Raw genomic sequence first — 21,671 nt, 5'->3', positions numbered from 1 at the left:
CGATTAGGACGCTACGGAACTTTTGAATCAAACAAGTAAGCAAAAGTTTAATCTGAGTTATGGAAAGCTCACGGCTGACCGCTGACGGCTGAATGCTTACAATAAAACTATCCAACAAATCGGCAAGTTAGATCAAGTCTAATCAGCCTAGAGGTAGGGTGAGCCAATTAACTGCCCACCCTACCTTAGGGAAATGATAAAGTTAATGCGCAAGTGCTATCAGAGACACAGCTAGAGTTAGCTTGTACACTCTATTAGCAATTTGAGAAAGTGTTAGTTGATTACACTACACATTCACAAACTGACATCACATTCCATTCAGTGGTCCACCACTGACCATCCCATTCGTAGCCGAAGCCAGCATCGCTACAAGTTGTGGGGCATTTGCCTTGAGCATCATCATTGCTCCAGATTGGGCCAGCTTCGATTGCTACAGGAGACTTGGCACATTGACAAACTGACATCTCGTTAGGTACTGTGGTCCACCACTGACCATTCCACTTGTAGCCTGAGTCGTAATTTTCACAAGTTGCTGGGCATTTGCCTTGAGCATCACTATTGCTCCAGATTGGACCAGCTTCTACAGTTTCGATATTTCCAGCAAATGCACTGGTAGCGAAGCCCAATACTAGGGAAGCAGTCAACAGGACGCAAAGAGCTGACTGGGTAAAAGCAGCAAAAATCTTCTTGATGTTAGACATGTTGATCCGATATAATATCCCAATTGATCAATTTAGAACCAAATCATAGGTAAACAGACATCCCACCTTGGCTGATTCCCAGCTTTAGGGAATGCATTTGCCCTGTTCGGGATGCTCTGCTTACTTTCCTTGGCTTCTATATATAAAACGATCTCACCATGGGGTTTGTGACAAATTTTTTGAGTTTGGAGCTTTTTTTTGACTAGGGAACAGGGAACAGGGAACAGGGAACAGGGAATCGGGAATCGGGAATCGGGAATCGGGATTAGCCACAATAACACCGCGCCCCCGCCCCACACTCCCCGCGCCCCCGCCCCACACTTTGCCCTGCTAAGCAATCAGGCTGGATGATTGGAACCAGCACTCGGGTAGTGCTTCGAGACAGGTAGTAGTGATCTTGTAATCGATTGATTCTAAACTGCAGCCCATACCCATCGGGACTGGAGAGTCAGATCTGGCAGATTTATGCGATCGCGTCCTTTCCACCTCAGAACCATTCAACTCTGAACAATACTCTGAACAATACTGATGCAACTGCTTTTGTAGCATTTCTCGTGCCCGTTGAATTCGCTTACGAACGTTGTCCTGGGAGATAGCAAGGTGTTGGGCAATCTCTTCATAAGACTTTTCCTGATAGTAGTGCAGGAGCAAGGGAGTGCGATGTTTGATAGGTAGCGTATTGATCGCATCCCGGAGGTACATCTCCATTTCCACAGAAAGGATAGCTGACAGAGGACATGAATCAGTTTCGTTGATGATCTGGCATTGTGCGATCGCTATCTCCTCAAGACTGTCTGTGTTTATTCCCTGTTGTTTGCGTTCTCGATGCATATCCATACAGAGGTTATAGGTCAGTCGAGTCAGCCAGGCTTTGAAATTAGTAATCTTTCCAGCATAGTCTGGCAATTTATCCCACGCTTTGAGACTAGCTCTGGATAGGGCTTCTTCAGCATCGGTATGGTTGTTTCCCATCCACTGGAGGCAACGACAGTAAAGATACTGGTGATAGGGCTTCCATAACTGCCAAAAGGCAGTGCAAAACCCCAAAGGTATCTTGTCAAGCTTGCTCTGAGACAGTTTTTTCAGTAGGGTCTGCTCCCGAGATTCTGTCTCTAGTTCTAGCTTTTGCATTGGGATTTCTTCTCCTTGGACAATGTTCAGGGTTGAGCAACGTTTGTCTGCCAACTCATCCAAATTCCCGGGATGATCAACCCCTTGCCAAAAGGCACGCTGATATCGTGGCTGATCAAACTGGTGTGGACACCTCAAACACTAACCAATAACAAGGGTAATCAAACCGGAATTTGGGCTAATCGATTGCACCGTGATCACAAGCCATCCTCAAAAGAACCAAATGCTTAGATCACAGCTTTTAGTTCCATTGGTGAGGGGCTTAAGCTACATGAAACTGTTGACAGACAAGGGTGATAGTTCTGTATTGGTTAATACAGAACCAAACTAGCATGCCAATAAAAAACAATAATAAACTTAGATGAAGATTCGGTGAAGCCTCTGATTATTGGCGGGGAGTGTTGGGTAGTCAAATGGGGGGTGCAACCGATTAAGATTGCCTTTTGTCCATTTTAGACAGCATTTTAGACAGCATTTTAGACAGGCACTAAAGTGACTGTAACAATAGTTTTGAGGGGGTTGCCATAACTGCAAAAATGCAGTATATTATTCCGAATTAATATTACTGGGTAGTGTCTTTTGTCTTAACTGGGATAACTGTGTCATAGGTTTAATGTTTTGCACGGGGATGTTTTCCTACCACGGCAACTGGGCAAGATTCACGCCCTTGTTGATTTGATTGCCTCACTGCTGACACCCGAATCACAATCGTTCTGTTCAGCCATGCTCCTTTCAAGCAAGTTGTGTGACCAACCTCTTTTGGTTTAATCGTTGAGCTGATCAAGCTGAATAAAAGTCTTTGTGGACAAATCCAGATCAAGTGTATCTTTAAATACAGAATTATAAACCGTCAGAATGGTAGATTACTCGTAAAAATCAAAAATGGTAAAATAGGTGGACTAAGCAAAAATAGCAGAGTGGCATAAGCTGGCAAAAATGCGATGGTCTCAAAGAGCCGCTACGCGAACGCCCTTAGCCCTTTCTCAATCAATCAAATCCACTAATCAAATCCAAAACTATAGCCCTTCCCGCCCTAGGTGAGCTCAATCTCGATCAGCCTCCGAAGGAGAGAGTGGGAACACTGGACGAAGAGATGGAATTTGGATGTCAATGGTATACCTTTTTCATCAATAGCTTGTTGAACTGCTTCTTTATCCGCTGGTTGAAAATAGAGCCAAGTATCTCCTCTAATTTCTAAATTCAACCTTTAAGAGAAACCTCTTTATTAAGCCATTCCATAAAACCAGAGTTGACTGATTCAGGAGAAATTTCCGCAATCAAATTTGTATAGGTAATTTACCAATTACCTGTTCAATGTCTTCTCGATAGCCAGACTAGGTTTTGATAATCAGCACTGTCTCTGGTTCTTCCACAATTTTACCTTCCCAAGAGTAAGCACAAGTGATCGGAAACCAGTTAGTACAAACAGCTAGCTTTTGTTCCAGTAATGCCTTACTAATTTTACTGGCTTCTTCGGTAGTGTTGAGGGTGACGTAATAGAGTTTCATCTTGATCAAGAAAACGGATAAAAATACTATATCGCCTGACCGGCTGACAAGCAGCATTCTTAGTCTTACTGGGTCTGAGGTGTGGGGAGATGGTGAGATAGGGGGATACCCGACTCCCGACTCCCGACTCCCGACTCCCGACTCCCGACTCCCTAACAAATTTGTTACAAAAATTTTCAAAATATGTTATAATAAAAGATTATTTTGTGTTATTATAAAAATGTGGCCGACAAACGTCCACATTAAGAGCCAGCCCACAGATTTTCCCAGGTCTCCGGCTGGCTCTTGTACCCCATCTAAGGAGATACATAAATTATGTCCTAGTGCGGCTTGTTTCTGAGTATGGAGCCTCCCGAAACGGGAGGGGTATGATTCAGAGGGCGCGTGAGTAAATCACAAACCTAACTGTCTGGCGGATGCAGGTGAAAGCCCTGCCCTTTAGGAGATAAGTGACACCCTACCTGGCCACACCGAGATGAACGGCATTTCATCAGAGTGAAGCTGGCATCAGGGCGGAATCAGAGGCGAACAGGTTGCGTCACACTGCCGCTAATGGGAAGGCGATATGGGTAACAGCAGCAAAAGTTCCTGGAAAAGCGTCCTATAATGACACTACAAACCTGTTAAATACGTGTAGATGGCATCCTCTTATTCTCACTACATTGTTAGGACGATAGTAGTAATCTCTGAGATGAGGATGGGCGAAATGGACTGCCCTAAATCGTCATAACAATCCAACAGACGGAACAAGTAAAAACGACAGCAAATAATGGGTCTGCAAGAGGGTCGTTCTTGTAGTAAGTTATGCCAAACTTAATCCCCACTGTCGGGTAGGATGTGCTCTTAAACTGGGCACGGGTATTCAGAATATACAGGTTTATTGGAGAGCATAGTTAGACACGTGAGCAATCATAGTGAACTTTGGAAGAAGCAAAAGTGGAAGAAACTCCGCCAAAACCTATTCCGCCTACAAAAGCGTGTGTATAAAGCAGTTCGGGCTGGTGACTTGAAGAAGGCGCGGTCTCTACAGAAACTGATACTGAAGTCCCGAGCAGCGCAGCTTTTGGCCGTCCGTCAAGTGTCACAATTAAATAAAGGTAAGAGAACGGCTGGAGTGGATGGCCTGTCAAGCCTAAACTACAGACAGCGATGGGAATTAGTAGAAGCATTGAACGATTATGCACCTGACTGGAAGCATAATCGACTCCGGAAAGTACCAATCCCTAAAAAGAACGGAAAAACCCGGGTGCTCAAAGTTCCGACATTGGCTGACAGAGCATGGCAATGTCTAGTTAAATATGCCTTAGAGCCTGCCCATGAGGCACTATTCAGCGGTGACAGCTACGGATTCCGTCCGGGCAGATGTACTCAAGACGTACAAAAACGCCTATTTGGTCACTTAAGGTCATCTTCAAACGGAATCAACAAAAGGGTAATTGAACTAGACATCAAAAAGTGTTTTGACCGTATTTCTCATACCACCATTATGGAGAGGGTAATAGCCCCCGCATCTATTAAAAAGGGAATATACCGATGCCTCAAAGCAGGAGTTGACCCACACTTTCCAGACCAAGGCACCCCTCAGGGGGGTGTCGTCAGCCCTCTCCTTGCCAATATTGCACTTGATGGAATAGAGGATATTCACACCAGTTTGCGTTATGCAGACGATATGGTATTTATCCTAAAGCCAAAAGATAATGCTGAGAAAATACTCAATAGAGTGAAAGAATTCTTGGCAGAGCGTGGGATGGAAATCAGCGAAGAAAAGACCAAGCTGACCAAAACGACAGATGGCTTTGACTTCCTGGGGTGGAATTTCCGCGTCCAGAAAAACGGAAAATTTCGGTCAATTCCTTCAGAGGAAAACCACCGAAATATACGTCAGAAGATTAAAGCCATAGTCAACAACTCGAATTATGGTGCCGAAATAAAAGCAACGAAGCTAGCCCCTATAGTTCGCGGATGGAGAAACTACCATTCAAGCTGCGATATGAGCAGCAGTCGGGATTCACTCTGGTTCATGAACAACACTGCCCACCGAAAGTTCCGAAAGGAAAAGAAAGTAAGTCGGTATAGAGCTAATGAACTATGTAAAAAGGGTTTTCCAAAGGTAGGATACAAACAAAACCAACACGTGAGTGTGAAGGGTACTAAGTCACCCTATGACGGTGACTTAGTATATTGGAGTCAAAGGAATTCACGCCTATACTCCGATAATACTTCCGACGCATTGAAAAGGCAAAACCATTCCTGTGGATTCTGTGGGTTGAGGTTCCTCGAAGACGAAGATGTACATCTTCATCACATTGATGGAAACCACGACAATTGGTCTAAGAACAACCTTTTAGCAGTTCATCAAAGCTGCCACCAACAGATACACTCTTTGCACTCCGAAGGGAGAGGATACCTAGGAGCCGTGTGAGGCGAAAGCTTCACGCACGGTTCTGAATCGGAGGGTGCGATTCGTTAGCTAGAAACCTTTACCCTACAAGGGTTTTGGGGGATTAGCTGCTTGGTTCAATGAACCCTGACAACTTGATAACCATGGTGGTGAAAAACCATCCCTCATGAAATCCGAGTGACAGCCCTACCCTGATTCATAGGAACTAACAAACCTATGGGTTAATGCAAGGGTCGAATATTGGAACACCCTTAACCTGACCGGTGTCAACAATAGGCAAAGAACTCATGGGTACGAGAGAAAGGTACGTTTGAATCATCGTCACAGAAATGTAGCGAAAAAAGGTTTGACACGCTACGGAGAAAAACTCAACGGAATTAGGATTACAAAGTTCCTCCCCTTTGTAATGGATTTCCCAAACAGTTCCCGGTGAAAAGTACCACCCTAAAAGTTCAAAGAATGGTTATCAGGAACGAAATAACTCTCATATGTACTCTCAGTAAGGTCGATTACTGAGTAGGTAGTTAGCCGCATGTCATATGAGGGCAAGATTGAGCTCATTTGCCAAAGCCTAGGGTAATGCCCAGGATATGCTGACGGACTCACGTTATAGGAAAAGATCTAGTTGTAAGTAGCAATGAAAATGTCTAAAACTCGGGGGTTCGCCCCACAGTCGGAATGGAAGAAAGTCAACTGGCGGAAGCTAGAAAAGACTGTCTTTAAGTTGCAAAAACGAATATATCAAGCCTCGAACCGTGGTGATGTCCGCGTGGTAAGAAAGTTGCAAAAGACTCTGATAAAGTCCTGGTCGGCCAAGATGATTGCGGTCAGACGGGTAACCCAGGAGAACAAAGGGAAGAAGACTGCTGGAGTAGATGGGGTCAAATCATTAACACCAAAACAACGGCTTACTTTAGTCTCCAACCTAAAAGTTTCTAAGAAAGCCCAACCAACCAGAAGGGTATGGATTCCTAAACCTGGACGGAAGGAAAAGCGACCATTGGGTATCCCAACCATGTATGACCGCGCTCTCCAGGCACTTGCCAAACAGGCATTAGAACCTGAATGGGAAGCAAAATTTGAACCCAACTCCTATGGGTTCAGACCAGGACGTTCATGTCATGATGCCATCGAAGCAATATTCAATAGCATCAAACAAAAGCCTAAATGGGTACTTGATGCTGACATAGCCAAATGCTTCGATAAAATCAATCACAATGCACTTCTAACTAAACTGAATACCTATCCATCCATGAGACGCTTAATAAAGTCCTGGCTAAAAGCCGGTGTGATGGATAGTGGGACATTCTCACCTACAGATGAGGGCACCCCTCAGGGTGGAGTTATCTCTCCACTTTTAGCGAATATAGCCCTCCACGGAATGGAACAGGCCATATGGGATTACGCAAATTCTGTAAAAGGCAAGAAAACCCACTATAAAAAGGGACTAGCTCTAATCAGATATGCCGACGATTTTGTCATCCTACACCAAGACCAAAAAGTGGTAGAAGAATGCCTTGAAGTCATCAATAATTGGCTACATGACATGGGTCTGGAATTAAAGCCTAGCAAAACCCAAATGACCTATACCTTTAACGGATTTGAATTCCTTGGATTTAATATCCGTCAGTACAAAGTAGGTAAAAACCACTCTAAACAAGGCTTTAAAACCATCATCAAACCATCTAAGGATGCAATTCTAGAACATTTCGAGCGGCTTTCAAAAGTCATCGACAGACATAAAGCCGCTCCTCAAGAGGCTTTAATCAAACACCTCAAACCTATTATACGCGGATGGTGCAACTACTACAGAGGAGTCTGTAGCAAAGAAACCTTCCAAGATTTAGGTTACATGCTCTGGAACAAACTCCAAAGATGGGGATATAGAAGACACCCAAAGAAAACCAAAACCTGGGTAAACAAGAAATATTGGGGAACCATCGGAGAGGATAATTGGATATTCATGGCAGATGAGGATAATTACCTCCCAAAACATGCCAAAACTGAAATAATAAGGCATAAAAAAATCCAAGATACCAGAAGTCCCTACGATGGAGACCTAATCTATTGGAGCACCAGAATGAGAGAACATCCTGAAATGCCAGCTCAATCGGGAAGGCTTTTGAGAAAGCAAAAAGGGAAATGCGCTCATTGTGGTCTTACCTTCAGACCTGGGGATTCAATGGAAATGCATCACATACTACCACGCGCACTGGGTGGAAATAACTTCGATGAAAATCTGGAATTACTACACCTAACCTGCCACGATGCCAAACACGGGAAAAAAGTCAACGCCTTAGAGTTAGATGAAAACCCGTTTTAGAGGTACCAGCGACAATGGTTCCTATGATGAGGAGCCGTATGATGCGAAAGTGTCACGTACGGTTTTGAAGACGAGTCAGTGGGGTGACTCACTGACTTAGTTTAATTGCTCCCCGTAATAGGGGACATCGACCGTAACTTCTGAACGCCTTCATCCGTGGGTGATAGTCCGCCTATTGCCCAAGATGCAACGAGTGATTGTGGCTCGGTTCCGCAAGCGGTCGGATGCCGAAGGTCACTTGCGGGCACTGAAACGACTGATGCCCGATGCGAAATTTATTATTATTTTTGATTTAGCTGTCTAGCAAAAGAAGCCCCACACCTCAATGCGCAGCATGAGTGTGGGATGAATTTTGCACAGGGTCTTCCGGGATGGGGAAACGAGCTATCAAGCTTCTGAGCAATTCGGATGGAGTCATTCCTCTGCGATCGGCCTCCTGTTTTAATTGCCGTTTTTCAAAGCTAGTCATCCTGATTACAAATCTTTGATCTTTCATTTTTGACTTGACACTTGTTGCAACGCATGTTATCCTAATAATAGGTCGAAAAACAGGATATGGCAACAATGAGATTAGCTTACCAGTATCGACTAAGGTTGACAAAAGCACAGGAAGCGGAAGTAGAAAAATGGCTTGATTTGTTACGTCATCAATATAACTACTTGCTTGCTGACAGGTTTAACTGGTATGAGCAAAATCGTTGTTCTGTTAATTCTTGCCCTTTGGTGTGTCATCTACCAAAGTTAAGGGATAATCCTGATTACTTTTCTCAAAAGAAAACTCTGCCTCAGCTGAAGAAAAACAGACCCTGGTACGGGGCAGTTCAGTCTCAAGTTTTGCAAGATTGCGTTAAACGGGTAGACCTAGCCTTTAAGCGCTTTCTAAAGGGTGATAGCAATGGTAAAAAGAGTGGCAGGCCGAGGTTCAAAAGCAAAAATAGATACAAATCTTTTACTTTTCCTGCCCTTTCTAAGAACTCTATAAATGGCAACATTTTAACTCTTCCTAAATTTGGAAAAGTTAAAATGGTTTACCATCGGCCAATTCCTGAAGGCTTCAAAATAAAAACAGCCACTATAACCCGAAAAGCCGATGGTTACTATATTACGCTATCTATTCAAGACGATTCTGTCCCAAACATCATCCCAGCAGACAGCGTTTCTAATCCTATCGGGATAGACATGGGTCTCAAGTCGTTCTTGATAAAATCCGATAGTACTGAGGTACCAATCCCTCAGTACTATCGAAAAGCTCAAAAACGATTAAAGAAAATCCAAAAAGCTGTTAGTAGGTCTAAAAAGGGGAGTAACAACAGAAAGAGGGCTGTTGTTAAGTTGGGGAAAGCTCACAAGAAGGTATCTGACGCCAGAAAAGATTTCCATTTTAAAACTGCAAAAAGCTTACTTGATGACCATGATCTGATAGCTCATGAGAAGTTAAACATTAAAGGTCTGGTTAAAACAAAAATGGCTAAATCAGTTCTTGATGCTGGATGGGGTCAATTTCTGTCTATCCTTGCAACCAAAGCCGTTCGCGTAGCGTGGCCTACGGCCTTAAATGCTGGGTTGTTAACGAAAGCAGTGAATCCCAGAAATACCAGTCAGAACTGTTCTAATTGTGGCAAAAAAGTACCAAAAAAATTAAAAGACCGTATTCATTCTTGTCCCCATTGTGGATATACAGCAGATAGGGATGTGAACGCGGCGATTAATATATTAAATTTGGCGGTGGGGCATCCCGTCAGGAGTAAAGCTTTCCGAGTATCCGTTCGCGCCCCGCGTCGGCGAAAGCCGATAGCGTTGGCTGGAGTTGGAAAGAAGCCCACACTCAACCTGAAAAGGTGAGTGTGGGAGTATGTCACGAAAGCCGATGGAACAAGACTCTGAAGACTCTTAGGGATTTGGGTGATTAGTTATTCCATAGCGCTGCACCCAAGGGAGTAAGGGTTGGGACATGAAACGGGCAAGATGCCCATTCCACCAACATACCCATTCCACCAACATGCCCATTCCAGCCACCGGGTCAAACTACTCTTCCCGATTCCCGATTCCCGATTCCCAATTCCCTAAGTGCAGCGCTATAACAAAAATTATCACAATTCCTACACGGATTGCTATATTTTAAGCTGACAGCTGACAGCTGACAGCTGTCAGCTTAATGGTTACATATTTAGGACAAAAAATTCAAGCCTAAAAACAAAGCAGCAATTGTTCCGGAAACACAAATTTCTCCTTGTTCAATTTTTTTCATAACTTCGTCTATAGGTACCAAAACAATTTCCACATCTTCTGTAATATCTAGATTTTGGATACCCGATGGTTGAGCTTGCTCCGCCATGATGAAATGAATTTTATTAGTATCTTTTACCGGATTATCATATAAGGTAGCTAGGGAAAACATCTGGTCAGAGACATAACCCGTCTCTTCTTCTAATTCCCTAGCACCTGCCTTCATACTATCTTCGACCTTTGAGTTGAAACCACCCCCAGGAAGTTCCAATAAAATTTTTCCCACTCCATGGCGATATTGACGGACAAAAACAACCTTGCGATCGCAAGTAATTGCCAGGATCAGCACAATATCTGGTCTAACATTGATGAAGTAGTCATCAACAACTTCACCACTGGGTAATTCCACTTCATCTTGCCTGACTCGACACCATTTATTGTCAAAAACCAACCTTGATTTAAGGGTTTTCCATGGCTTTATTGAAATCATTGAATTACTGAATAATCACAAAACTATAAGTTAAAGTATGAAGGATAAAGGTTTAAGGTTACCGGTTGATTTAGAGGTTTAAGGTTTAAGGTTAAATGTTGAAAGTTGAAGGTTGAAGGTTGAAGGTGGTAGGTTACAGGTTACAGGTTGAAGGTGGTAGGTCACAGGTTGAACGCGATCGCGTGGCCGAAAGGCCAAGGTTACAGATTGTTCGCGTAGCATGGCCGAAAGGCCAAGGTTACAGGTGGTAGGTTATATCAAATCCGGATAATTGCCCACACTTACGATATCTAGACAAAATCTTTATCCCCCTGCTCTGCTCACCAGGAAGTATGGTTATTCAACCGGATTTGACATTACAGGTTGGGTTACAGGTGGTAGGTTACAGGTGGTAGGTTACAGGTGGTAGGTTACAGGTGGTAGGTTACAGGTTGGGTTAAAGGTTGTAGGTAGGTTAGAGGTTACACCTTATAGGGGGCAGATTATCTGGCAAACCTCTTCCTCACCATCGTCCTAATAGAGTATAACCTTTGCCTTTCGGCCACGCGATCGCGTTCAACCTACCCGACAAGGGACGCCTCAGGCGAACAATCAAATAACCTTGGCCAAAGGCCACGCGATCGCGTTCAACCAACTAACCTTCAACCTTCAACCAACTAACCTTCAACCTTAAACTAAATAACCTTCAACCTTCAACCAACTAACCTTCAACCTTAAACTAAATAACCTTCAACCTTCAACCAAATAACTTTCAAACCTTAAACCAACTAACCTTCAACCTTCAACCAACTAACCTTCAACCTTCAACCAACTAACCTTCAACCTTCAACCAACTAACCTTCAACCTTCAACCAACTAACCTTCAACCTTCAACCAACTAACCTTCAACCTTCAACCAACTAACCTTCAACCTTCAACCAACTAACCTTCAACCTTCAACCAACTAACCTTCAACCTTCAACCAACTAACCTTCAACCTTCAACCAACTAACCTTCAACCTTCAACCAACTAACCTTCAACCTTCAACCAACTAACCTTCAACCTTCAACCAAACCACCTTCAACCTTAAACTAAATAACCATATACTAAATAAACAATGCGTATTGGCGTTGAAACCTTCACGGTACATAAGCGGTTCCCTTTAACCATCAGTCGTGGCACCACCTCTGAAACTACCAATGTCTGGGTCAGGATCGAACAGGAGGGTATTGAAGCGTGGGGCGAAGGGTCTCCGTTTTCCCTAGGAAAGGCAACTAGCCTCAGCAGTAGCTCGTCAGATCTAGGCACAGAGAGTTTCCTGCCCCCCACCCCCCATAAGCAAACCACTGAGATTATGCTAGAAGCCCTAGAGGTGGTTATCCCGATGCTGGAGGCATTTAGTCCTTGGGAACACCAACAAATTGAACGGGTGTTGCAGGAGGTACAAATGCCATCAGCGGCTTGGGCGTCCATTGATTTGGCAATACATGACTGGCTAGGGAAGCGGGTGGGATTGCCCCTCTGGCGGCTGTGGGGATTGAACCGCCGCCGAATTGTGCCAATTTCGGCTACGGTAGGCATTAGTGACCCAGAAAAGGCGAGGCAACGGGTGCAGGAATGGATTCCCATTACTGGTGCTCATGTACTGAAAATTAAATTAGGTTCACCTAAGGGGATTGCTGCAGATCAACAGATGATTCTGGCTATCCGAGATGAGGCACCAGAAGCCGAGTTGAGTGTAGATGCCAATGGGGGTTGGAGTTTGGAGGAAGGGGTAGAGATGTGTAACTGGCTGGCGAGTCAGGGAGTGAGGCATGTGGAACAACCCCTCGCTCCTGGAAAAGAGGTTGATTTACCCCAGTTGTATAAGCAATCCCCTTTACCAATTTTTGTGGATGAAAGTTGCAAGACTAGCCAAGATATTCCGCCGTTGGCAAACTGTGTCCATGGTATTAACATCAAACTAATGAAATCCGGTGGTTTAACTGAGGCAATACGGATGGTGCATACGGCAAGAGCTTGTGGATTGCAGGTCATGTTTGGTTGCTATTCTGACAGTACTCTGGCGAATACAGCAGCTTCTCATCTCTCACCACTGGCAGATTATATCGATTTAGACAGCCACTTAAACCTAGTAGATGACCCCTTCACAGGGGCAACCCTACAAAATGGGCATTTGATACCGAATAATTTACCAGGACTGGGGGTGAAACGCCGTGAATTTAACCACTAATCGGCGTATTGCGATTCTACTCCATGAAGGGATTCTTAGTTCAAAAGGCAAAACCGGACTGACTCTGTTACGGTATTGCCCAACTGAGATTGTGGTGGTGATTGACCAGCAGTGTGCTGGGAAGTCTTTGTCTCAATTAACTGGAATTAAGGTTAATGTCCCGATTGTAGATTCCGTGTCCGCTGCCCTAGCTTATCAACCGGATATCCTAGCCATTGGTATTGCGCCATCTGGGGGAGCATTACCAGAGCCTTGGTCGCAGGAGGTGAAAGTAGGGGTAGGGGCAGGGTTATCGGTTATCAATGGTTTGCATACTCCCATGGCATCTGACCCAGAGTTACAGCAATTACTCCAAGACGATCAGGTAATTTGGGATATTCGTCGGGAACCGAAGGGATTAGGAATAGCAAGTGCTCAAGCGCGATCGCTACCTTGTCGGCGCATCTTGACAGTGGGTACAGATATGGCTGTGGGCAAAATGTCAGCAGCTCTGGAGTTATATTTGTGCGCCCAACGTCAGGGCATACCATCGAAGTTCCTAGCCACTGGTCAAGCTGGAATTATGATTTCTGGGGATGGCATTCCCTTGGATGGGATTCGGGTAGACTTTGCGGCTGGTGCTGTGGAACAAATGGTACTGCGCTATGGTAATGACCACGACTTATTGATCGTAGAAGGGCAGGGTTCCCTGTTGCATCCTGGTTCCACAGCTACCCTACCGCTAATTCGAGGAACTCAGCCCACGGGATTACTATTGGTGCATCGAGCCGGACAGAAGTCTGTTCGTAATCATGACCATGTGCCGATTCCCCCATTACCCAAAGTGATTGAGCTTTACGAGACCGTTGCTAGTGCTGGTGGGGCATTTGGTCAGGTGAAGGTGATTGCGATCGCACTTAATACTGGCCACTTGGATGATCAAGCTGCCCGGTCGGCAATTGAACAGGTACAAACAGATACTGGCCTACCTTGTACCGATGCTGTGCGATTTGGAGCAGATGTATTGTTGAAAGCAGCAATTGGTAAGCGGGAGTCGGGAGTCGGGAATCGGGAGTCGGCAATCGGGAATCGGGAGTCGGGGTAAGACAAGAATTTACTGTCCCTATAAAGTGAATGTTTCCCATCTCCCCAGCTCCCCAGCTCCCCAGCTCCCCAGCTCCCCAGCTCCCCATCTCCCCATCTCCGGATTAATCTTGGCGTACCTGGCATACTGAAAGAAGGGGGCAAGTAGCAACTACTCCCAGCAAATCTTGACCCAGAAAATTCTAAACGTTAATTACGTTAATTCAATCCAATGAAACGTGAATCCAACAGTTCTAATGGGATACCTGAACTTAATTACACAACCTTAGCGATTCTTGGTGGGGTTTTTGTCTTGGGACTTGGGGTTGGTATTGCTTTTAGCTCTGGTGCCACTCTCAACCCAGAAAATGTTGCCTCCCGTGAAGTGATTGACCGCAGCGCACCAAACCCAGAGCTTTGTATTCAGTATGGTGCCAGTGCGATGGTGACGGATATGCAAGTTTTCGTGACTCTCAATCCCTTTAATGTGTATGTGACCCAGCCCAAGATGCGACCTGGGTGTGTTTTACGTCGGAATAACTGGTCAATTCTAGAACAGAGGAGGCTGATCTCATCGGAACAGGTAAGGGAATGCAAAAATCGGATGAATACTTTTGGTTTCACTGGTGTGCTTGAAGGTACACCAGAAATTCGCTGTATCTATCAAAACGATGCAACCGGTAACTTATTCCTCAATCAAGGCGGTGCCACCGGACCACGGGAAACCGATCAATTTTAAACTCCGATCTTGCCCCAAGTTTAAAATTTATCTGTAAAAGTAGGGAACAGGGAACGGAGAACAGGGAACAGCGATTAAGATTTTACTGATACTTTTAACCCGGACAAATCGTGACATCTTCAAGATCTGGGATATCTTCCGAGTCAGAAAAGCTGAGTACTACATCCCCAACTGCATTGAGGAAGGTGTTAATTACGGTCGATGCCTGGTATTACCCAGGGCACCTCCGCTTCAAAACCGTGCGTGAAAGTTTCCCCTCACACGGCTCCTAAGTATTTTTTTGGCTCCAGTGTATTTGTTGGTGGCAACTTTGGTGAACTGCCATAAGGTTGTTCTCCTTTTGGTTGCTATGATTACCGTCTATGTGATGGAGATGAATCCGTTCATCATTTACGAATCTCAATCCACAATGTCCACAGGAATGGTTTTGTCGTTTCAAAGCTCTGGATGTAGCGTTGTCGTATAATTTGGAGTTTCTTTTGCTCCAGTAGACTATGTCCCCATCATATGGGGACTTTGTGCCCCTGACATTTACGTGTTGATTTTGTTCATACCCTACAGCTGGAAAACCTTTCTTGCATAGTTCATTGGCTCTGTACCGGTTCACTTTCTTTTCCTTTCGGAATTTACGATTTGCGGTTTTATTTATAAACCATAAACTATCTCTAGAACTGTTCATATAACAGCTTTTGTGGTAATTCCTCCATCCACGAACGATTGGCGCTAATCTTTTTGCTTTTTCTTCGGCTCCATAATTCGAGCTGTTTACCACGGTTTTAATCTTCTTTCGTATATTCCGATGGTTATCCACTGAGGGAATGCATCGGAATTTTCCGTTTTTCTGGACGCGGAAGTTCCACCCCAGGAAGTCAAATCCGTCTGTCGTATTGGTTATCTTGGTCTTTTCTTCACTGATTTCCATTCCCCGGTCTGCGAGAAAGGTTTTAATTTTCTCTAGGATTTTTTCTGCGTTATCTTTAGGCTTGAGGATTACTACCATATCATCAGCGTATCTTATACATCTGTTTCTAGGGTTTATTTCCTCTATTCCATCTAGTGCGATATTGGCTAGAAGTGGGCTGACTACACCTCCTTGGGGTGTTCCTTGCTCTGGGAATTCCGGATTGATGCCTGCTTTTAGACATCTGAATATCCCTGTTTTCAGACCCGCAGGTGCTAGCAATCTATCCATAATTGAGCTGTGGGATATGCGGTCAAAACACTTCTTTATGTCTACTTCTATTATTCTTTTCTTGATGCCTTTTTGTTTTGAATTCAGGTTTAAAAACAGTAGTTTTTGTGCGTCTTGGGCACACCTACCTGTTCTGAATCCATAACTATAGGCACTGAACGTTGCTTCGTGGGCAGGTTCGAGAGCGAATTTTGCGAGACATTGCCATGCTCTATCTCGGATTGTTGGTACTTTCAGCATTCTTGTACCTCCGTTTTTCTTGGCTATGGGGATTTCCCTTAGGCCGAGGTGCGTCCAGTTTTCCGCACTAGATACTAGCTTTTTAAGTACCTCAAATCTTTCTTTGTAGGTTAGGTGTGATTTCCCGTCTACTCCGGCGGTTCTTTTTCCGGTGTTGAGCTGAGTCACTTGACGGATGGCCAAAAGTTGGGCAGAACGGGATTTCAATATCAGTTTCTGAAGTGACCGAGCTTTCCTCAGGTCTCCAGCTTGAACTGCTTTATAAACTCTTCTTTGCAGGCGAAAAAGGTTCCGGCAGAGTTTTTTCCACTTTTGACTTTTCCAGAGGTCACTATATCTATTAGACATGTGTCTACCCATACTCTGTTAGGATTTGTTTATCTTGATACCCGTAGCCAGTTTCCGGCTACATCTTACCCGACAGTAGGGATTAGGTTTGGCATAACTTACCGAGGATTCGACTATTTCCTCAGACCTATTTATGCTGTCGTTTTTACTCGTTCCGTCTATCAGATTGTTTTGACGATTTAGGGCAATCCATTTTGCCTATCCTCTCCTCGAAAGTTACAGATACCGTGGGAATTGTTCTGTGAGGATTAGAGGATGCATTCTCACATTGTTTTTCAGATTGTGGTAGGGCGATTAGACACTTTTTCAGGATTTTTGCTACTGTTACCCATGTCGTCTCCCTAAAGCGCGGTAGTGTGGCTAATCTGCTTCACCTCTAATTCCGCCCTGGTGCCAGCTTCACTCTGCGAGGTTGCCGCCTGCTCGGTGTGGCCAAGATAAGGAGTCACTTGCTTTCTCAAGGGATGGGTTTTCACCATCATCCGAAGGACAGTTAGGATTTTTTGAGGTCTGACCTCGCGAATCCCCCTAGTCATACCTCTCCTGTTTCAGGAGGTTCCTCCTAGGAACGAGCCGCACTCCCACATCGCCTTTCGGCAAAGCCGACGCTACGCGAACAGGAAAATCCCGACGGCTCCATTAAAATCTCTGGGGATCTCATAACCGCAATGTGGACACTTAAAATTCTTAGAACTACCAAGTTTTCTATGAATATGGCCACATTTTGTGCAAGTTTTAGATGTGTATTCTTCAGTTATTCTCACTAACTTGGAACCATAACGGTTACACAAGTGTTCCAATATTTGAGAGAACTGATAAAATGCCCAGTTCATCATCGCTCTAGCTGTTTTGGTCTTTAACTTTCGCTTCTTTCGTGGAACCATTTGTGATGTGTTAAAAGTTGGTAAAACAATCACATCGTAGTTCCTTGCTAAATAGGAAGCTACTTGTTTGTGTAGTTCAGCTCTAATATTTTTAATCCTAGTCCTAAGCTTTTCCATCGCTGCTTTTAACTTGTATCGACGATGTTTGTATATATGTCCTTTCGATTTATCATGCTTACTTTTTAATTTATCTAAATGCGAACAAAGTTTAGCTATTCGCTGAAAATCGTTGTCGCCAAACTCCAGGAATTCAGTACCGTCAAAACCAGTCATGAAGGTTCTGACTCCGGGGTCTAGAGCTATCACTTTTTTAGTTTCAGTAGGCTCAATGTCAAATTCTACAGGAAAGTGCGCAAACCACCGACCCTTGTTATAAGTAAGTTCTGTAGCACCATCGGTAAGTATACAGAAGTCATGACCTTTGAATTCGGGTTTTGGTAAATGCTTGGTCGTAGAAACCATCCATCTGCCAGCCTTGTAAGCCGTAGGATCAAACTGGATTGTCTGTTTATGATCGCGTACACTGCGAAATTTAGCTATCTTTAGACCAGCTTGTGGTAATGGTTTGCGTTTCTTCCCTTTTCCCACAAATTTAGGCTGTTTAGCCGTTTCCTTCCAAGCGCGATAAGCTTCCATGGAAGCGTTGTCTAGAATTTTGGAGACATTTAGGTCTTTACACCATTGTGGGATAAGTCCCGATTGTTTTAACCAAGTTCTAAAACCATATTTTCCCCCTTTTTTTCCTACTTTTGTATAACCTTGGTTTTTGTTTAATTGTTCAATAGAAATGTTATACACCTGACGAACAGCGGCAATCCATTTCTTCCAAATATCCTCAAGTTCTTTGCTTGGGTAAACTTGGTAACTCACAGTCTTTAATAATCTTTTGCTTGTACTTCCTAAGTCCGTACAATCGGCAACTGAAGACGTGGATGACTGCCAGAACATCTTCAACCATCTCCTGTTCTGGGCTGAGGTTCTTTTCGTCGAGAACCAGTATTTTAGTTTGGAATTTAGAGCACAACCATGAGACAAGATCGAACCCAAAACGGCAAAGCCTATCTTTGTGGGCAACGACAATATATTTGCAAGTACCGTCGAGAACTCTGTCCAGTAAGGTACGAAGACCTTTTCTTCTGAAGTTGAGTCCACTTCCAATATCTCGAATGATTTCTGCGTCTGGGTAACGAGACTTAAGAAACTGTACTTGTTGCTCAAGGTCATTTTTTTGAGAGCGACTTGAAACTCTTGCATATAGAATTGTCGCCCTGTTGTCTGTTCTTGTTTTTGTGCAAGGAATAGAGACGACCGAGTCCAGGTCGTATCGTCTTTGACCTCCAGGGGTTCTGATACCTTGTATCTTGCCTTCATTGAGCCATCTTTCGAGTGTTTTAGTACTGACCCCAAGTCTAGCGGCAGCGACCCTTGGAGGGACATAGTTGACTGATCCATTCATTAGCGCGTGCCTTGGTTGTTACACTTACATCATCAAAGAAAATGTCGGGAAATGTCAACTATGTCAGGAAAATTATTGTCTAGGACACAACTCTCTCTTGATGCAAAGGGCGAGTGGGAGAAACCCCGTTTTACCGACTGCATCGCTTTCAGTACTGAAATTGATTGTTATCGCTTCCGTTATTAAGTTTTTTTTGTACTGGTGCAAGATTTCAGCCCAGGATTAGTATTTTTATAATACTGTTTTCGTCAATTATTACCCCCTGCTCCCTATTCCCTATTCCCTATTCCCTATTCCCTATTCCCTATTCCCTATTCCCTGCACTATAGATAAGGAAATCAAAAAGTTTCCTTATCTCGATTTCATAGGTCCTTAATAAGGAGAAGACCAAGAGCGAACTTCGCCTAAAGTCACAGGAATTAAATCGCTAACATCAATGGTAAAGCGGAAGACTTTCTTGGCACGACGGTTGTTTTCTGGGTCAAAGAACTTTAACTGCACATCCCAACAATCACTATCCATCCGACAGAAAGGACTGCGCTGCACTACAATACTATCTAATTCCATGCCAGCTGCTACTGCTTCAGAGAAAGTTTGAGCTGCTTGGAAAGCGTTTGTTGCCGCAAAATTCAGCGCCCGGTCTTGAGACGTTTGTCCTAAGTTACGCAGATCATAGTAAACCCGGTTGAGGAAACTGCTGAGGCTTTTCCGCATTTGCTCATCATCTGCCTCTGCCTGCTGACCCCGTACCGCTTCCAAAGCAGAAGAAACCAGCGTATTCACCCTCCAACCGTAGATGCCACGAGGACTTACCGGTTCAACCACTGGAACAACTTGCCCAGAGAACAGTTTTACCGTTCGTCCCGTTAACCGTCCAGGAATACTGACCCGTTCAATGTATCCCTCAGAATCTTCTGCTTGTACTTCCCCAGAGAGCAATTCCTGAAATGCAGCATACACATCTCTGGCAAAGGACCCCGAAGGTTCGAGGGCGTAAATCGGAGTCAACTCCATATTCAGCGTCCAAATTAAGGACTTGGCTTCCGAGAGATTTGCCTCCAGATAGTCCACCATCTGACGGGCATCATAGGGATTTGCTGGCACCTGAGTGCCTTCAATCTCATAAGGTGGCATCAACTGTTTGAAGGAGTCGCGCCGTGCTTCGGTGCCAAAGTCGTAACCTAGGGTTCCGATCACATAAATTATATCGCCACCACTGGCTTGAACGGGCTGGCTGGGGGTAATTGCATTTGCAGTAGTGTTGGACATTCCAGAGATCTCGTGATTTGATGTGGATACAGATGAAGTTGATATAGAGGTCGGGGTGACCGGGGCTTGTGTAGACTGAGGTTCAGAAGCAGTGACAGAGACTTCAGCTGGTTGGGCAGGGGCTACCGCTGTCTCAGTTGAGGAGGCCGCAACGGCAGGTTGAGCTTCTGTGGGTACAACGGCTGAAGTTACCTCAGCACTGAGTGCCAGTTGGGGGCTAGTTTCTGGTGTTCCGTCACAGCCACAGCCCGATGCTTCAACGGTTGAGAGTTCTTCAGATTCAGACATGGTTTCTCCTGTTAAATCAGTAAACGCCCCAGCAATATTAACCTCACCCACCAAACAACGAGGACGCTGATCGTTTTCCGGTAGGTTACAGGGTAGGGCTGTTTTTAGCAAGGCAGTACGAACTTTTTGGGGGTCAGGTTCTTCACCCCGTTGCCGTTGCAGACTGAGCAAAAGTGCCGCAACTCCACTAACAATGGGGGTGGCAAAGCTCGTGCCACTGAGTCTGAGTGTACCACCTCCGGGTTTAGCTCCTAGAATATTCTCTCCCGGAGCCAGAATCCCTTGGTTTTGATAGGTTTGACCCCAATTACTCAGTTCTAGGGGTTGTCCCTGGCCATCCGTGGCTCCAACTGCTAGGACAGCCGGAAGGGCAGCGGGAACGTGTAAACACTCACACCCGTCATTGCCCGCAGCCGCCACAATTAATACATTATTGTCTCGGCACAGACGGACAGCCTGTTGGAGCCAGTCCTCTGCTTCACCATAGTCAGTCAGTTGTCCGCCGCTGATATTGATAATATGCGCTCCGGCATTAACGGCTTGTTCAATGGCACGAGACAAATCCAGTTGGGAGAGGCGGCGACCTTCATCGGCGAACACAGGTATGACTAAACCCTGGCAGTTTGGGGCAATCCCCTGCACAGGAGAACCATGCTGACCCAAAATCAGACTGGCAACATGAGTCCCATGGCTCGACATCCTCCCCCTCGGGTGTGCCTCTCCCTGAACTAACGTTGGCAACCGCTTTAGCCTAGCCCCATCAAAACAAGGATGAGCCTGGTCAACAACCCCATCTAGAACTGCAACAACAACTTGGGAGTCCCCTTTGGTTTTTTCCCAAAGTCCCTGTATTCCTGGGATTTTAGCAATTTCAGACATTGAATCCCAAACTAATTTTGGATTGTTAAGCCATTGGTTAACATACTATGTCCAGTGGCATAGAAGACTGATATCGCCACAAAACTTAATATTTAGGCACTTGCGTGTAAAAAAAATATCAATTAAATTAGGATGGGCGAAGTTATATATAGCAATTTTTAGCGACGTTTGAGGACAAATCTTATCTTTTTAAGGCAAAAGGCAAAAGGCAAAAGGCAAAAGGCAAAAGGCAAAAGGCAAAAGGCAAAAGGCAAAAGGCAAAAGGCAAAAGGCAAAAGGCAAAAGGCAAAAGGCAAAAGGCAAAAGGCAAAAGGCAAAAGG

Annotated in this window: 20 protein-coding genes; 8 read left to right on the top strand and 12 right to left on the bottom strand. The window is 44.7% G+C overall.

Annotation, left to right across the window (positions count from 1 at the left end):
* Positions 1-281 precede the first annotated feature (281 nt).
* From F6J90_RS21425 to cutA, 4 genes are all read right to left on the bottom strand, one after another.
* Positions 282-701 (bottom strand): mannan-binding lectin, encoded by a 420-nt coding sequence (locus F6J90_RS21425; RefSeq protein WP_293097995.1) that lies wholly within the window; start codon positions 699-701, stop codon positions 282-284.
* Positions 702-733: 32 nt separating this feature from the next.
* Positions 734-1,000, bottom strand: a complete 267-nt coding sequence (locus tag F6J90_RS21420; protein ID WP_293097992.1) for a hypothetical protein — start codon at positions 998-1,000, stop codon at positions 734-736.
* Positions 1,001-1,031: 31 nt separating this feature from the next.
* Positions 1,032-1,970 (bottom strand): sigma-70 family RNA polymerase sigma factor, encoded by a 939-nt coding sequence (locus F6J90_RS21415; RefSeq protein ID WP_293097989.1) that lies wholly within the window; start codon positions 1,968-1,970, stop codon positions 1,032-1,034.
* Between the two features lie 1,196 nt (positions 1,971-3,166).
* Positions 3,167-3,520, bottom strand: coding sequence for a divalent cation tolerance protein CutA (cutA, locus tag F6J90_RS21410; RefSeq protein ID WP_293097987.1), 354 nt, complete (start codon positions 3,518-3,520; stop codon positions 3,167-3,169).
* 721 nt (positions 3,521-4,241) lie between these two features.
* Here cutA and F6J90_RS21405 point away from each other — a divergent pair.
* The 4 genes from F6J90_RS21405 (at position 4,242) to F6J90_RS21390 (ending at position 9,906) form a co-directional block, all read left to right on the top strand.
* Complete coding sequence (locus F6J90_RS21405; RefSeq protein WP_293097984.1) at positions 4,242-5,762, top strand: reverse transcriptase domain-containing protein; 1,521 nt, start codon at positions 4,242-4,244, stop codon at positions 5,760-5,762.
* Between the two features lie 616 nt (positions 5,763-6,378).
* The gene (gene ltrA / locus F6J90_RS21400; RefSeq protein ID WP_293097495.1) at positions 6,379-8,064 is read left to right on the top strand and encodes a group II intron reverse transcriptase/maturase; all 1,686 of its coding nucleotides are present in this window, start codon (positions 6,379-6,381) and stop codon (positions 8,062-8,064) included.
* Between the two features lie 160 nt (positions 8,065-8,224).
* Complete coding sequence (locus F6J90_RS21395) at positions 8,225-8,368, top strand: hypothetical protein (protein ID WP_293100808.1); 144 nt, start codon at positions 8,225-8,227, stop codon at positions 8,366-8,368.
* 260 nt (positions 8,369-8,628) lie between these two features.
* The gene (locus F6J90_RS21390; RefSeq protein ID WP_293091645.1) at positions 8,629-9,906 is read left to right on the top strand and encodes a transposase; all 1,278 of its coding nucleotides are present in this window, start codon (positions 8,629-8,631) and stop codon (positions 9,904-9,906) included.
* Positions 9,907-10,231: 325 nt separating this feature from the next.
* Here F6J90_RS21390 and F6J90_RS21385 read toward each other — a convergent pair whose 3' ends face one another.
* Together F6J90_RS21385 and F6J90_RS21380 are read right to left on the bottom strand one after the other, a co-directional pair.
* Positions 10,232-10,780 carry an NUDIX hydrolase gene (locus tag F6J90_RS21385; protein WP_293097982.1) on the bottom strand — a complete coding sequence of 183 codons (549 nt, stop codon included), beginning with the start codon at positions 10,778-10,780 and terminating at the stop codon, positions 10,232-10,234.
* 78 nt (positions 10,781-10,858) lie between these two features.
* The gene (locus F6J90_RS21380; protein ID WP_293097979.1) at positions 10,859-11,002 is read right to left on the bottom strand and encodes a restriction endonuclease; all 144 of its coding nucleotides are present in this window, start codon (positions 11,000-11,002) and stop codon (positions 10,859-10,861) included.
* Between the two features lie 875 nt (positions 11,003-11,877).
* Between F6J90_RS21380 and F6J90_RS21375 the strand changes: the two genes are divergently transcribed.
* The gene (locus F6J90_RS21375) at positions 11,878-12,993 is read left to right on the top strand and encodes a dipeptide epimerase (protein WP_293097976.1); all 1,116 of its coding nucleotides are present in this window, start codon (positions 11,878-11,880) and stop codon (positions 12,991-12,993) included.
* On the top strand, positions 12,977-14,077 hold the full coding sequence (locus F6J90_RS21370) for a DUF1611 domain-containing protein (RefSeq protein ID WP_293097973.1): 1,101 nt from the start codon (positions 12,977-12,979) through the stop codon (positions 14,075-14,077). The genes F6J90_RS21375 and F6J90_RS21370 overlap by 17 nt, the downstream gene beginning before the upstream one ends.
* A gap of 18 nt (positions 14,078-14,095) precedes the next feature.
* Here F6J90_RS21370 and F6J90_RS21365 read toward each other — a convergent pair whose 3' ends face one another.
* Positions 14,096-14,227, bottom strand: a complete 132-nt coding sequence (locus tag F6J90_RS21365) for a hypothetical protein (RefSeq protein ID WP_293097970.1) — start codon at positions 14,225-14,227, stop codon at positions 14,096-14,098.
* A gap of 60 nt (positions 14,228-14,287) precedes the next feature.
* Here F6J90_RS21365 and F6J90_RS21360 point away from each other — a divergent pair, with 60 nt between their 5' ends.
* Positions 14,288-14,794, top strand: coding sequence for a DUF3172 domain-containing protein (locus F6J90_RS21360; protein ID WP_293097967.1), 507 nt, complete (start codon positions 14,288-14,290; stop codon positions 14,792-14,794).
* A 268-nt stretch (positions 14,795-15,062) separates the two neighbouring features.
* Here F6J90_RS21360 and F6J90_RS21355 read toward each other — a convergent pair whose 3' ends face one another.
* The 4 genes from F6J90_RS21355 to F6J90_RS21340 all read right to left on the bottom strand — a co-directional run bounded on the left by F6J90_RS21355 (position 15,063) and on the right by F6J90_RS21340 (position 18,914).
* Positions 15,063-16,574, bottom strand: a complete 1,512-nt coding sequence (locus F6J90_RS21355) for a reverse transcriptase domain-containing protein (RefSeq protein WP_293097964.1) — start codon at positions 16,572-16,574, stop codon at positions 15,063-15,065.
* Between the two features lie 341 nt (positions 16,575-16,915).
* The gene (locus F6J90_RS21350; RefSeq protein ID WP_293097962.1) at positions 16,916-17,110 is read right to left on the bottom strand and encodes a hypothetical protein; all 195 of its coding nucleotides are present in this window, start codon (positions 17,108-17,110) and stop codon (positions 16,916-16,918) included.
* Positions 17,111-17,182: 72 nt separating this feature from the next.
* Positions 17,183-18,406 carry a transposase gene (locus tag F6J90_RS21345; protein WP_293097959.1) on the bottom strand — a complete coding sequence of 408 codons (1,224 nt, stop codon included), beginning with the start codon at positions 18,404-18,406 and terminating at the stop codon, positions 17,183-17,185.
* Positions 18,294-18,914 carry an IS607 family transposase gene (locus F6J90_RS21340; protein WP_293097956.1) on the bottom strand — a complete coding sequence of 207 codons (621 nt, stop codon included), beginning with the start codon at positions 18,912-18,914 and terminating at the stop codon, positions 18,294-18,296. The genes F6J90_RS21345 and F6J90_RS21340 overlap by 113 nt, the downstream gene beginning before the upstream one ends.
* 164 nt (positions 18,915-19,078) lie before the next feature.
* On the opposite strand from F6J90_RS21340, the gene F6J90_RS21335 reads away from it, so the two are divergent.
* Positions 19,079-19,243, top strand: a complete 165-nt coding sequence (locus F6J90_RS21335) for a hypothetical protein (RefSeq protein ID WP_293097953.1) — start codon at positions 19,079-19,081, stop codon at positions 19,241-19,243.
* Between the two features lie 43 nt (positions 19,244-19,286).
* Here F6J90_RS21335 and F6J90_RS21330 read toward each other — a convergent pair whose 3' ends face one another.
* Positions 19,287-21,350 (bottom strand): PatA/PatG family cyanobactin maturation protease, encoded by a 2,064-nt coding sequence (locus tag F6J90_RS21330; RefSeq protein ID WP_293097950.1) that lies wholly within the window; start codon positions 21,348-21,350, stop codon positions 19,287-19,289.
* Positions 21,351-21,671 lie beyond the last annotated feature (321 nt).

The organism is Moorena sp. SIOASIH, assembly GCF_010671925.1.
Taxonomy (GTDB): Bacteria; Cyanobacteriota; Cyanobacteriia; order Cyanobacteriales; family Coleofasciculaceae; genus Moorena.
This window is presented reverse-complemented; position numbering and strand designations above follow the sequence as displayed.